The sequence below is a fragment of the Streptomyces rectiverticillatus genome (genome assembly GCF_013394065.1).
GTDB classification, from domain to species: Bacteria; Actinomycetota; Actinomycetes; order Streptomycetales; family Streptomycetaceae; genus Streptomyces; species Streptomyces rectiverticillatus.
The window spans coordinates 2306044-2318387 of the sequence record NZ_CP040752.1 but is presented as its reverse complement, the minus strand read 5'-3'; the positions used below and the strand labels follow the sequence as shown (position 1 = coordinate 2318387).

Sequence of the window (12344 nt, the reverse complement as noted above, 5' to 3'; positions counted from 1 at the left end):
AGGAGATGTAGTTCCAGGAGATCCCAGGAGACCCCAGGAGCGCCCATGGCGGACGACACCCCGGGCCCCTCCGTGGCCGCGGAGCCCGAGCCCCTGCCCGCGCCCGGCGCGGGGCAGCCCCGGCGCACCGTCCTCGTCGCGATCGGGGCCCTGCTGCTCGGCATGCTGCTGGCCGCCCTGGACCAGACCATCGTCTCCACCGCCCTGCCCACGATCGTGAGCGACCTCGGCGGCCTCGAACACCTCTCGTGGGTCGTCACCGCCTACCTGCTCGCCTCCACCGCCGCGACCCCCCTGTGGGGCAAGCTCGGCGACCAGTACGGGCGCAAGAAGCTCTTCCAGACGGCCATCGTCATCTTCCTGATCGGCTCCGTGCTGTGCGGCATCGCCCAGAACATGGGCGAGCTCATCGCCTTCCGCGCCCTGCAGGGCCTCGGCGGCGGCGGGCTGATGGTGCTGTCGATGGCGATCGTCGGCGACCTCGTGCCGCCCCGGGACCGCGGCCGCTACCAGGGCCTGTTCGGCGCGGTCTTCGGCGGTACGAGCGTGCTCGGCCCGCTCCTCGGCGGACTGTTCGTCGACCACCTCAGCTGGCGCTGGGTCTTCTACATCAACGTCCCCATCGGCATCGTCGCCCTCTTCACCATCGCCGCCGTCCTGCACATCCCGGCCCGCCGCACCCCGCACCGCATCGACTACCTCGGCACCTTCCTCATCGCGGCCGTCGCCACGTGCCTGGTCCTGATGACCTCCCTCGGCGGCACGACCTACCCCTGGTCGTCCTGGCAGATCATCGGACTCGGCGTGCTCGGCGTGGTGCTGCTCGTCCCCTTCGTACTGGTGGAGCGGCGCGCCGCCGAGCCCGTCCTGCCGCTGAAGCTCTTCCGGATCCGCACCTTCACCCTCTGCTCGGTGATCGGCTTCGTCGTCGGCTTCGCGATGTTCGGCTCGATGACCTACCTGCCGACGTTCCTGCAGGTCGTGCAGGGCGTCTCGCCGACCATGTCCGGGGTGCACATGCTGCCGATGGTGGCCGGGCTGCTCATCGCCTCGACCGCCTCCGGCCAGATCGTCAGCCGCACCGGCCGCTACAAGGTCTTCCCGATCGCCGGCACGGCCGTGATCAGCATCGGCCTGCTCCTGCTGCACCAGCTCGCCCCCGCCAGCAGCACCGGGGAGATGAGCGCGTACTTCTTCGTCTTCGGCTTCGGTCTCGGCCTCGTCATGCAGGTCCTCGTCCTGGTCGTGCAGAACGCCGTCGCCTACCGCGACCTCGGCGTCGCCACCTCCGGCGCCACCTTCTTCCGCTCCATCGGCGCGTCCTTCGGCGTCTCCATCTTCGGCACGATCTTCGCCAACAAGCTCGGGCCGCGGATCGCCGACGCCCTCGCCGGCGCGAGCCTCCCCGCCGGCGTCAGCGCCGACCGACTCCAGGCCGACCCGCGGGCGGTCACCGCCCTCCCGCCGGGAGAGCGGGCGGGCGTCCTCGCCGCCTACTCCGCATCCATCACCGACGTCTTCCTCTACGCGGTGCCCGCCGCGCTCGTCGCCTTCGCCCTCGCCTGGCTGCTGAGGGAGGAACCGCTGCGGGGCAGCGTCACCGCGCCCGACAACAGCGAGGTCATGTCCAGCAACCCCGTCGAACGCTCCTCGCGCGACGAGGTCGCCCGCGCCCTGTCCCTGCTCGGCAGCCGCGAGGGCCGCAAGAAGGTCTACGAGGTGATCACCGCACGGGCCGGGCTCGACCTGCGCCCCGCCGCGAGCTGGATGCTCCTGCGCATGAACCGCTACGGCTCCGTGGAGCCCTCCCTGCTCGCCGAGCGCGTCGACGTCCCCCTGCGCGCCGTCACCGAGGCCGCCATCCAGCTGGAGGTCCGCGGCCTCGCCCGCCGCGAAGGCCTGCCCCTCGTCATGACGGACGAGGGCCGGCGCGTCGCGGGCCTGCTCTTCCGGGCCCGCGAGGAATCCCTCGCCGAACTCCTCGGCAACTGGTGGACCCCGGACCGCCCCACCGACCTCGACGCCCTCGTCCGGGAACTCACCACCGAACTGTGCGGCTCGGACGCGGAACAGCCCCACGACGGCGACGCGGAGCCCCTGCGGGACCACGACGCGCGGTGGGACCGACACCAGCGGCCGTGACCGGCTTGGATCTCCCGTTCGACAGCGCATCGGATCGAAGGGCGCGCCGACGGCGGGGCTCCTCGGCCCGGAATTCGCCGGTAGCGTGGGCCCGGTGACCGCTGCAGTCACCCACGCAACAGCCGCAGGCGAGGAGAGGGGCGCAGCATGAGCGCAGCCGAACAGTCCACCGGGGAGGCCATGCCGCGACCCGAGCGCACCCCCGACGCTCTGCGGCTCGCCCTCGCCCGGATCGCTCCGCACCGCCTCGCCGAGATGGAACGGCAGAAGAACGAGGCGTTCCAACTGGCGGCCCAGAACAACAGCCTCGGGCCGATCCACGGCTGGATGACCATCTGGGCGGGCGAGGTCGAGATCGAGCGGCGCCCGGACCTCCTGGCACGGCGTCGTGCCGCGGAGCTCACGGTTCAGAGCCTGGACCGCGACGATCCGGCGTGGCTCGCCGCCATGGACGAGCTCCAGGCCGTCCTCACCGAGGCCCGCGAGGCCGCCGGGTGAGCTGGGCGTGGGAGTACGTTCCGGACGAGCTCCACGTGATTGCAGGGCTGCCGCCTGTCCTCGTCAAGGACGTTGAGGAGAAGGCGTCCGAGCTGGTTCGCGCGGCCGAGGCCCTGTATTTGCACGGGGCCTCCTACGAAGGGATGTCGCCGCAGGGGGGCACTGCCGTCGTGGCGGGCGGGATGTTCGACTACCAGACAGTGCCGCGTCATGAACGCGTCTACATCCGCCAGGTGACCCCCTGGTAGAACGTCCGCCCGACTGTCGTCATTCGGACAACCGCGCGACGCGGACAGGGGACTCGGCAGTGACCTGCGTCTCTTCTTCAGGACTCAGTAAGGTCTCAAAGAGCTCTACGAGGTGACCTGACCGGGCGACTGGAGGAGCGTCGGGGCGTGGCGAATGCACAGAGGGGTGGGCTGGGAAGTCCGCCGGGAGCGGGATCGAGGACCGGTCTCGCCTTGGGCGTGCTGTGGCTCCTCGCCGGGCTGCTGGCGGTGCGTCAGGCCGCGGTGGTGCTGAGACTGCCTCCCGAGCGGCGCTTCACCGACCTCGGCCGGTGGATCGGCGACAACGGTGTCCTTCATGTGCGCGGCTCGCTCTACGACACGGACCGGTTCACCGGTACCCCTTTCGCGGGGCTCGTGCTCAAACCGTTGACGCACGCCGCCGAGCAGAGCCTCGGCATCTTCTGGACGTTCGGCACGCTCCTGCTGGTCGTGGCCCTCGCGCTCGTCGCCGCCCGCTCCCTGCCGGGGCCGGTCCCGCGCCGTACGGCGCTGCTGGCCGCGCCCGTGGCCGTGATCCTCACCGTGGCCTCGCTGCCCGTGCGCAACACCTTCACGCTCGGGCAGACGAGCATCATCCCCGTCCTGCTGGTGCTCTTCGGCTGCTGCCCGCCCCGCCTCGCGCAGGGCTCCGGTCGTACGAGCGGATTGCTCATCGGGATCGCCGCGGCGCTGCAGCCCACCGTGCTGCTCTTCGCCGGCCTGCTGTGGCTGACGGGCCGCCGCCGGGCGGCCGCCGCCACCGGTGTCACCTTCGTGGCCTGCTCGGCACTCACATGGGTGTTCATGCCGGACGACTCGTGGACGTACTGGATCCACCACATCGCCGGCGCGGGCCTCGGCCACGCTCCCGACGGGCTCGCCAACCAGTCCCTGCACGGCCTGCTGCTCCGCCTGGGCCTGCACGGCCCGGCCGAACCGGTGCTGTACGGGCTGCTGGCCGCGGCCGTCGTCGTGCTCGGCCTGCGCCGCGCCGCGCGCTACGCCCGCGACGGGCAGGTCCTGCTCGCGACCGCCGTCGCCGGCTGCACGGCCGTCGCGGTCTCGCCGACGGCCTGGCAGCACCAGCAGCTGTGGATCCTGCTCGCGGTCGTCGGCCGGGTCGGCAAGCGCCGCGCCGACCGGCTGGCGTGGCCCGCGCTCGTCGTCCTGGTGATGACGCTCACGAGCACCGCGCTGATGCCGGACAACCCGTTCCTGCGTCCCCTCGGGGACAACGCCCCGCTGCTCGCCGCGCTCCTCGCGGCCTGCGTGGTGCCCTTCCTCTCGCGCACGGCGGAGGGCTGGGAGCGGCCGCTGCCGACACCGGTGACCGAGCCGCAGCAGGGCCGCTTCGCCTGGGTTCCGCTCCTCCGCTTCTGGAAGCGCCCGCTGACCCGGCCGAACGTCCTGCTGGATCTGATGCTGATGCGGGTCGGCTACTGGGTCTACTCGATCATCCGCGCGCAGGCGACCGGGGAACGCTCCCTCGCGGAGGCCCACGGCCGGCAGATCCTCGGCATCGAGGAGTTCCTGCACATCGACGTCGAGCACGGCTTCAACCACTTCGTGGCGGGCGTCGGCTGGCTCACCGACGGCATGAACTACTACTACGGCACCTTCCACTTCCTGGTGCCGGTGTCCCTGCTGGCCTACCTCTACGTGCGCCGGCCCGGCACCTACCGCTGGGCCAGGACCGCGCTGTCCCTGGCCACGCTGATCGCGCTGGCCGGCTTCTGGGTCTACCCGCTGGCGCCGCCGCGGCTGATGCCCGGCCTCGGCTTCATCGACACGGCCAACGGCCCGCAGGACTTCGACAACCCCGACTTCGGGACGCTGACGGAGCTGTCCAACCAGTACGCCGCCATGCCGTCGCTGCACATCGGCTGGTCGCTGTGGTGCGGCATCGTGATCGCCGTCGTCACGCCGAAGCTGTGGATGAAGTGCCTGGGCATGCTCTACCCGCTGCTGACGCTCTCCGTGATCGTCGGCACCGCCAACCACTACCTGCTCGACGCGGTCGGCGGTGCGCTCGTCGTGCTGTCCGGTTTCGCCGTCCAGTACGCGCTCAGCGGCCCGGGGCGGCAGGCGTTCGGCAAGGTGCCGGCGGCGCGCAGCGAGAGCGATCCGCTGCCCGCGGGGGTCCGGCTCAGTCGCTGACGGTGATCTGGGAGCCGGGGTCGGTGGTGTCGGTGATGTCGTAGACGGCGTTGAACACCGACGACGTCGCGCTGGTCGGGCACCCGAATCCGCCCGTGACCTTCACCGGGACGTTGGCGTTGGTGACCGTGAGCTTGGACGGGGCGCCGTTGGTGTAGGTCGTCAGGATGTCCGCGGGCGCGGTCGGCGCGGCCGTGATCGTGCAGTTGGCCAGGCCCTTGGACTCCAGGACGAAGCCGCCGGCCGGGATGGTGAGGGTGGCGCTGATCGGCGACCCGTGCTGCATGGCCACGCCCCACGTGCCGGACGTGGTGACGGTCGTGGTCACCCCGGCGATGCTGGCGGTGCAGCCGGAGTACGTGGGCGGGTTGATGCTGCTGGAGACCGGCCCCGAGGGGTTCTGGTTACCGGGCGCGTCGGGTATCCGGTTGTTGTCGGAGCCGGTCGACGGCTGCGAGCTGGAGGCCGTACACGTGGCGGTCACCGAACCGGCCTTGAACGTGGCCTTCCCGTTGAGCGTGGCCGCGAAGGAGTGGCCGGCCGGGGTGACGGTGGTGGATCCCGCGGCGGTGACCGGGCCTGCGGCCGGGCCGGTGGCCGGGCCCGTCTGGGCGCCCGCGGCACCGGTGAGGGTGAGGGCGGCGGTGGCGGCCAGCCCGGCGCCGCAGGCGAGGAGGGCGCGGGGACGGAGTCTGCGAGAGGTCACGGAGGTCATCGGGTCTCCTTGTGTGGGAGGTGCGCGGGGGGATCGTGGTGCGGTCCGGGGCGCGCCCCGTCGTGCGGTGCGTGGGCCTGCTCGTTGCCGGGCCGGCCGGAGGCGTCGGACTCGCCGGCCTCGTCGCGGGCCTGGTTCTCACCGGGGGCGTGGGCCTCGCCGGAAGCGCGGGCCTCTCCGGGCCCGCCAGGCGCGTCGGTCGCCTCTCCGGCGGCGGGCGTGTCTCCGGCACGGGGCGTGCCCTCCGGTGCCGGCACCGGCGCCGACCCCACCGGCTGCCATGCGAAGACCATGCCGCCGCCGATGACGCCGAGGATGGTGCCGAAAAGGAACCCGCCGAGGTTCGACATCACCAGCGCAGCGGCCGCGATCATGACGGTCACCACCCCGGCGAGGGTCCGGTACTGCGGCGCGAACCACGCGCTCAGGCCCATCAGCACCATGACCAGGCCCATCAGGACCGAGGGGATGCCCGCGATCCCCTGATGGAGCATGATCTTCAGCGGCGCCAGCGGGATGACGGAGATCTCCGTTCCGGCGAGCACGGTGGCGAGGCCGCCCCAGAAGGGCCGCGCCTTGCGCCACCGGCGCCACGCGGCCCACGGCCGCCGACGGGGGCGGGGACGGGCGGCGGCGGTCCCGGTGCCGGCCGCCACGTCAGAAGCACTCCTGCTTGCCCTTGGAGATGTTCATCTTCAGGCCGGAGAGCCTGAACGTTCCTGCGTTGGTCGCCCAGGCGACCTGCCGGACCTTCTTCATGCTGACGCGGTCGGCCTGCTGGGCGAAGAGGTCCTGCATGCCCTGGGCACCGTCCGGGCCCTTGTCGAGGGTGGAGGCGTCGCGGCCGATCTCGATGTTCGTGAACTCGGCGTCGCCGCCGAGCTGGGTGGCGTCGATGAAGAGGTTGGTGGCCCGGACCGGGGTGCCGCTCCCGCCCGCCGTCAGGTTGAGGGAGATGTCCCCGATGACGGGCAGGTGGGTGACCACGGACTGGCAGAGCTTCTTCAGCTCGGCCTCCTTGATCGCGGTGACCGCCACGGGCAGCAGGTCGCCGCGGGCGTTGGTGTCCACGCCGCCGTACTGCGCGAATCCCTTGCCCTCCAGGCTGTCGGCCGAGACCTTGAACTCCTGGCCCGACACGGCGAACGAGGCCGCGAGGGCCCCTTCGGCGAGCGCGACGGCCAGCGCCGCCGTGGCCGCGAAGCCGGGCACGGCCAGGACGGCGAACTTGCGCCACCTGACCCGCCCCGTGACCGGTCTGCTGTGCGCGTCATTCATGCTGATCGTCCCCTCGGAGAGCCTCGGATGAGAGCTGCCGGACGGGTGGCCGCCGTGTCGCGCCGCATCGCGCGGGTCGGTGCTGTGACGGGCGTGGGGCGTGACGAACGGGCCTGCCCGGAAGGTGTACCCGAGAGTAAGTCCGGGGCCGTCGCCGTACAAGGTCCCGGTACGGACTATTCCCCTGCAGGTAAAGGAAATTGACGATCAATCAGCTATGTCAGTCAGCCATCAGGACGACCGATTACCGATAGCGGACCTTCAGCTCCTTGATCCCGTTCAGCCAGGCCGACCGCAACCGCCGCGGCTCGCCCTCCAGCCGGATGTCCGGGAGCGTGTCGGCGACCGCGTTGAAGATGAGGTCGATCTCCAGCGCGGCCAGCGACCGGCCGAGGCAGAAGTGCGGTCCGCCGCCGCCGAAGCCCAGGTGCGGATTGGGATCGCGGGTGATGTCGAAGACCTCCGGGTCCGTGAAGACCTCGGGGTCGTTGTTGGCGGAGGCGTAGAAGATGCCCACGCGCTGACCTGCGCGGATGCGGGCGCCGCCGAGTTCGGTGTCCCGGGTGGCCGTGCGCTGGAAGGAGACGACGGGCGTCGCCCAGCGGACGATCTCCTCCGCCGCGGTCGCGGGGCGCTCGCGCTTGTAGAGCTCCCACTGACCGGGGTGGGTGAGGAAAGCGTGCATGCCGTGGCTGATGGCGTTGCGCGTGGTCTCGTTGCCGGCGACGGCCAGCAGCAGTACGAAGAAGCCGAACTCGTCGGAGGTCAGGTTGCCCTCGTCCTCGGCGGCGACCAGCCGGCTGACGATGTCCTTCGCCGGGCACTCCTTGCGCGCGGCGGCGAGGTTCATCGCGTACGAGATGAGCTCCATCGCGGAGTTCGCGCCGACCTCCTCGGTGATCGCCAGCTCGGGGTCGTCGTAGGCGATCATCTTGTTGGACCAGTCGAAGATCCGGGCCCGGTCCTCCTGCGGGACGCCGATGAGCTCGGCGATCGCCTGCAGCGGCAGCTCGCAGGCGACGTCGGTGACGAAGTCGCCGCTGCCGCGCTCCCGCGCCGCGGCCACGATCGCGCCCGCGCGCCCGCGCAGGGCCGCCTCCAGGGAGCGGACCGCGCGCGGCGTGAAGCCGCGCTGCACGATCTGGCGGACGCGGGTGTGCTCGGGCGGGTCCATGTTGAGCATGATGAGCCGCTGGACGTCGATCTGGTCGCGGGATATGTGCTCGTTGAAGCGGATGATCGAGGTGTTGAGGGCGGCGGAGTAGAGGTCCGGCCGGGTGGACACCTCCTTCACGTCCGCGTGCCGGGTGACCACCCAGTAGCCGTCGTCGTCGAAGCCGGCGACGCCGTGGGGCTGGGCGTTCCACCACACCGGCGCCGTGCCGCGCAGCGCGGCGAACTCCGGGAGGGGGACGCGGTGGTGGTAGACGTCGGGGTCGGTGAAGTCGAAGCCGTCGGGGAGCGCGGGACAGGGCATGGGCCCCTCCATTATCTGACGGTCCATCAGCTATGGGTCGCGTCCCGAAGGTAGTGACGCCGCGCCGCGGGCGGCAAGGGAGGGCGCGAGGCCATCTGTCGCGGGCGCAGGACGTGCGCGACCCTTGCGTACCGGGGGTAGCGCTCATAAGACTGCGAGCGAACGAGCGGAATAAGAACGTGTTCTTGTTTGCCGGGGGCGCCGGGACGCCCAGCGGATGCCACGAGAGGACGAATCATGGCCGCGGAACCCGTCATCGTCGAAGCCGTACGCACCCCCATCGGCCGGCGCGGAGGCACGCTCGCCAATCTCCACCCCGCCTACCTGCTGGGTGAGACCTACCGGGAGGTGCTCGCCCGCACCGGGATCCAGCCCGACTGCGTCGAGCAGATCATCAGCGGCACGGTCACCCACGCCGGTGAGCAGTCCATGAACCCCGCGCGCACCGCCTGGCTGGCCATGGGCCTGCCCTACGAGACCGCGGCCACCACCGTCGACTGCCAGTGCGGCTCCTCGCAGCAAGCCAACCACCTGATCGCCAACATGATCGCGGGCGGCGTCGTCGACATCGGCATCGCATGCGGCGTCGAGGCCATGTCCCGGGTCCCGCTCGGCAGCGGCTCCAAGCACGGGCCGGGCAAGCCGTTCCCCGACGAGTGGAGCGTGGACCTGCCCAACCAGTTCGAGGCCGCCGAACGCATCGCCCGCAAGCGCGGCCTGACCCGGGAGCACGTCGACGGGCTCGGCCTCCTCTCCCAGCAGCGGGCCGCCCGCGCCTGGGCCGAGGAGCGCTTCAAGCGGGAGACGTTCGCCGTCCAGGTGCCGACGACGGAGGAGGAGCAGTACGCGGGGCAGGGCATGTGGCGGCTCGTCGACCGCGACGAGGGGCTGCGCGACACGAGCACCGAGGCGCTCGGCGGGCTCAAGCCCGTCATGCCCACCGCCGTCCACACCGCCGGCAACTCCTCGCAGATATCCGACGGCGCGTGCGCGCTGATGTGGTCGTCCAAGCGGATGGCCCGTGCGCTCAAGCTGCGCCCCAGGGCCCGCATCGTCGCCCAGGCGCTCGTCGGGGCCGACCCGCACTTCCACCTCGACGGCACGATCGACGCCACGCGCGCCGTCCTCGGCAAGGCGGGCATGTCGCTCCGCGACATCGACCTCGTGGAGATCAACGAGGCCTTCGCCTCGGTCGTGCTCTCCTGGGCCCAGGTCTTCGAACAGGACCTGCAGAAGATCAACGTCAACGGCGGCGCGATAGCCCTCGGCCACCCGGTCGGCGCGACGGGCGCCCGGCTGATCACGACCGCCCTGTACGAGCTGGAGCGCGCGGACAAGGAGTTCGCCCTGATCACGATGTGCGCGGGCGGGGCACTGGCGACGGGGACGATCATTCAGCGGCTGTGACGCGGGCTGTGGCGCCGGCTGTGATGTTCGGCGCCGCGGCCCAGGGGCTGGGTGTGGGGCCGCCACTCGGCGGCCCCACACGGCCGCGCTAGCGGGCGCGCGCGATCTGCGAGTTCACGAAGACGGTGGGGCCGTCGTCCGGGTGTTGATCGGGGTTGTTGAACGGGACGGTGAACTCGTCGACGATGCCCTGCTGGAAGACCAGGGCCATGCTGGAGCCGCCGTAGCTGAACCAGCCGAGCTCCTGGCCTCGCGTGACGGCGGCGCCCACCTCGACGCCCGGCGCCCAGCTGATCGAGGAGACCTCCTCCATGCCGATCACCACGGCGCACACCATGCGGTGCCCCAGCTCGGCACCGGTCCTGATGAACGCCAGACCGCGGGTGCTGATGTTCGCCTGGTAGCCCTGAGAGTGACTGAAGGTCGTCGGGTCGGGGCTCTCGGACTCGACGTGGCTGAACGGATAGCCCTGCACGATCTCCAGGTGCTCGATCGTCCCGTCCACCGGTACGTGCCACCGGTGGTAGCTGTTGACCGACAGGAACGCCTGGTACACGTCGCCGCCGACGAACGCGCTGATGTACTCGGACCTGCACTCCCGCCCGTAGAGCATGTTCTCGAGCGAGTACGGCTGGCCCTTGAGCCAGAAGTCGGCGCTCCTCGGCACGTCGCGCTGGACGTTGTAGACGGTGCCGTCGTTGGAGGCGACGATCACCGAGGGGTCGTCCTTGCCGGCGAGCGGCCTGAAGTCCTTCTTGACGGCCCGGTGGAAAAAGTCGTTGAAGGACTCGAAGCCCCAGTGCTCCTCGCCGCGGTGGTCCCAGCACTCGTACTCGTAGAGCCTGTTGAGCTCGACGGCCGGCTGGGAGAACCAGTCCCGCGTGTTGAGCACGTGCGCGCTCTCCCGGCTGTCCAGGTACGCACACCAGTTTCCGAGAATCGCGTCGATCCTCTCGCCGAACGCCTGGTTCCGGAACACCACGGCGCCGGACGGCGTCAGCCGCATGTACCCGAAGAGCGCCGACATCGGCAGGAAGATCTGCTTCAGCGGGTCCCGGTTGTACGACGGCGCCCAGCCGACGATGACGTTGAGGTGCTGGATCAGCTCGTCGACGCTGCGGACGTGCCGGTGCTCCTCCGGAACCTCCCGGAGCATCTGCGACACGTACATTCGCACGATGCCGTCCGAGTGCACGAGCTCCGCGAACTCCCGCACCGAGGGGTCGAGATCGTCCTTGAGGTCCGCCGCCCGCTGGGCGAGACCCTTCTGGAACTCGTCGATCGCGAGGGGGTTGCGCGGCAGGTAACCGCCTACCCGCCCGAACGTGCTCTGGTAGCGCGCGTGCAGTTCCTGCGCCGTGACGACAGCAGCCATGACCTCGCTCCTCATTGAGCCCGGCCCCGCGAACGGAACCCCCGAAAGGACGCTGGCGAACGTACAGCGAGCTTTCGGGGGCCGCATCGGCGGGAATCGGTCAGGGGGCGGGGGTAGTGCGGATCGGGCCAGGGACCTGGGCGAGGCGCGGGCCAGCGGAGTGGCACTGCTACCGGTCGAACTCGTACTCCAGCACGTACGAAGCCGAGTCGAGCGTCATCTCGTTGACCTCGACGGCTCGCCCGCCTTCGGTGAGGGCCGTGCGGCAGATCAGGATGACCGGGGTCCCCGACGCCAGACCGAGCCGGTCGGCCTCGTCACCCGAAGGCATCCGGCACCGGATCTCCTCGCGGAAGCGCACAGGCGCGGCTCCGAGTTCCGCCAAGCGCGCGTAGGAGCCTCCGGGGCCGGTGTCCTCCCGGGTGATCGGAGACCCGGCCACGAGGCCGGCGGGGAGGTAGGAAACGGAAAGCAGGACCGGCCTGCCGTCGAGGACGAAGCGCCTGCTCCTCACGCAGACGGCGCTCTCGGGAGTCAGCCCGAGGGCCGAGGCCACATGCTCCGGCGCCGGCTTTTCGGTGACCTCGATGCGGTCCACCGCGAGGTCGCGATCGCCGGCATCGGCCGACCATATGGACCGGCCCGAGGCCCAGGTGTCTTCCGTCAGCCGCTGGATGCCTCGCCGCTGGATGGGCCGGAACGACTGCCCTGTCATGCTTGCGGCTTTCCGTCGAGGCACTCCAGGAAGGTCACCTCGGTCTTGGCCACGAACTGCTCGCGCGCTTCCAGGAAGTGCCGGGTGTGCGGCTGGCGCTCGTGGGCGTCGAACGCGGCGCGGTCCGCGTACAACTCGTAGAAGAGCCGCACGTCCGGCTCGCCGGGCACGCGGTGGTTCACGTAGACGACCGTCCCGTGCTCGTGCTGCCGGATCCCTTGCAGGGTGCGGGACACCAGCGCGTCGAAGGCTTCCGCGGCGTCGGCATCCCGCAGCGTGAAGCGCACGACCAGGCCGAATCCTGCGGTCAT

11 protein-coding genes and 1 pseudogene are annotated in these 12344 nt (G+C 70.9%); 5 read left to right on the top strand and 7 right to left on the bottom strand.

Annotated features, from left to right (window positions below):
* Positions 1-45 precede the first annotated feature (45 nt).
* The 4 genes from FGW37_RS09885 (at position 46) to FGW37_RS09870 (ending at position 5066) form a co-directional block, all read left to right on the top strand.
* Positions 46-2142 carry an MDR family MFS transporter gene (locus FGW37_RS09885; protein ID WP_179080728.1) on the top strand — a complete coding sequence of 699 codons (2097 nt, stop codon included), beginning with the start codon at positions 46-48 and terminating at the stop codon, positions 2140-2142.
* Positions 2143-2289: 147 nt separating this feature from the next.
* A complete protein-coding gene (locus FGW37_RS09880; protein WP_179080727.1) occupies positions 2290-2640 on the top strand; it encodes a PH domain-containing protein in 351 nt (116 codons plus the stop codon).
* A 35-nt stretch (positions 2641-2675) separates the two neighbouring features.
* Positions 2676-2888: a hypothetical protein gene (locus tag FGW37_RS09875; RefSeq protein ID WP_246430336.1), complete on the top strand. Its 213-nt coding sequence runs from the start codon at positions 2676-2678 to the stop codon at positions 2886-2888.
* 147 nt (positions 2889-3035) lie between these two features.
* The gene (locus FGW37_RS09870; RefSeq protein WP_425506502.1) at positions 3036-5066 is read left to right on the top strand and encodes a bifunctional glycosyltransferase 87/phosphatase PAP2 family protein; all 2031 of its coding nucleotides are present in this window, start codon (positions 3036-3038) and stop codon (positions 5064-5066) included.
* Here FGW37_RS09870 and FGW37_RS09865 read toward each other — a convergent pair.
* The 4 genes from FGW37_RS09865 to FGW37_RS09850 all read right to left on the bottom strand — a co-directional run bounded on the left by FGW37_RS09865 (position 5056) and on the right by FGW37_RS09850 (position 8536).
* The gene (locus FGW37_RS09865) at positions 5056-5781 is read right to left on the bottom strand and encodes a hypothetical protein (protein ID WP_179080725.1); all 726 of its coding nucleotides are present in this window, start codon (positions 5779-5781) and stop codon (positions 5056-5058) included. The genes FGW37_RS09870 and FGW37_RS09865 overlap by 11 nt on opposite strands.
* Positions 5778-6437, bottom strand: coding sequence for a DUF6114 domain-containing protein (locus FGW37_RS33845; protein ID WP_281394799.1), 660 nt, complete (start codon positions 6435-6437; stop codon positions 5778-5780). The genes FGW37_RS09865 and FGW37_RS33845 overlap by 4 nt, the downstream gene beginning before the upstream one ends.
* A gap of 1 nt (position 6438) precedes the next feature.
* Positions 6439-7059 carry a DUF6230 family protein gene (locus tag FGW37_RS09855; RefSeq protein WP_179080724.1) on the bottom strand — a complete coding sequence of 207 codons (621 nt, stop codon included), beginning with the start codon at positions 7057-7059 and terminating at the stop codon, positions 6439-6441.
* A gap of 244 nt (positions 7060-7303) precedes the next feature.
* Positions 7304-8536 carry a cytochrome P450 gene (locus tag FGW37_RS09850; RefSeq protein WP_179080723.1) on the bottom strand — a complete coding sequence of 411 codons (1233 nt, stop codon included), beginning with the start codon at positions 8534-8536 and terminating at the stop codon, positions 7304-7306.
* A gap of 237 nt (positions 8537-8773) precedes the next feature.
* Between FGW37_RS09850 and FGW37_RS09845 the strand changes: the two genes are divergently transcribed.
* Positions 8774-9943, top strand: coding sequence for a steroid 3-ketoacyl-CoA thiolase (locus FGW37_RS09845; RefSeq protein ID WP_179080722.1), 1170 nt, complete (start codon positions 8774-8776; stop codon positions 9941-9943).
* Positions 9944-10031: 88 nt separating this feature from the next.
* Here FGW37_RS09845 and FGW37_RS09840 read toward each other — a convergent pair whose 3' ends face one another.
* The 3 genes and pseudogenes from FGW37_RS09840 to FGW37_RS09830 all read right to left on the bottom strand — a co-directional run bounded on the left by FGW37_RS09840 (position 10032) and on the right by FGW37_RS09830 (position 12344).
* Positions 10032-11318: a phosphatidylserine decarboxylase family protein gene (locus FGW37_RS09840; RefSeq protein ID WP_179080721.1), complete on the bottom strand. Its 1287-nt coding sequence runs from the start codon at positions 11316-11318 to the stop codon at positions 10032-10034.
* Between the two features lie 169 nt (positions 11319-11487).
* Positions 11488-12048 (bottom strand): annotated as a pseudogene (locus FGW37_RS09835) (GntR family transcriptional regulator); the annotation flags it as partial.
* A complete protein-coding gene (locus tag FGW37_RS09830; RefSeq protein ID WP_179080719.1) occupies positions 12030-12344 on the bottom strand; it encodes a putative quinol monooxygenase in 315 nt (104 codons plus the stop codon). The gene FGW37_RS09830 and the pseudogene FGW37_RS09835, both read right to left, overlap by 19 nt.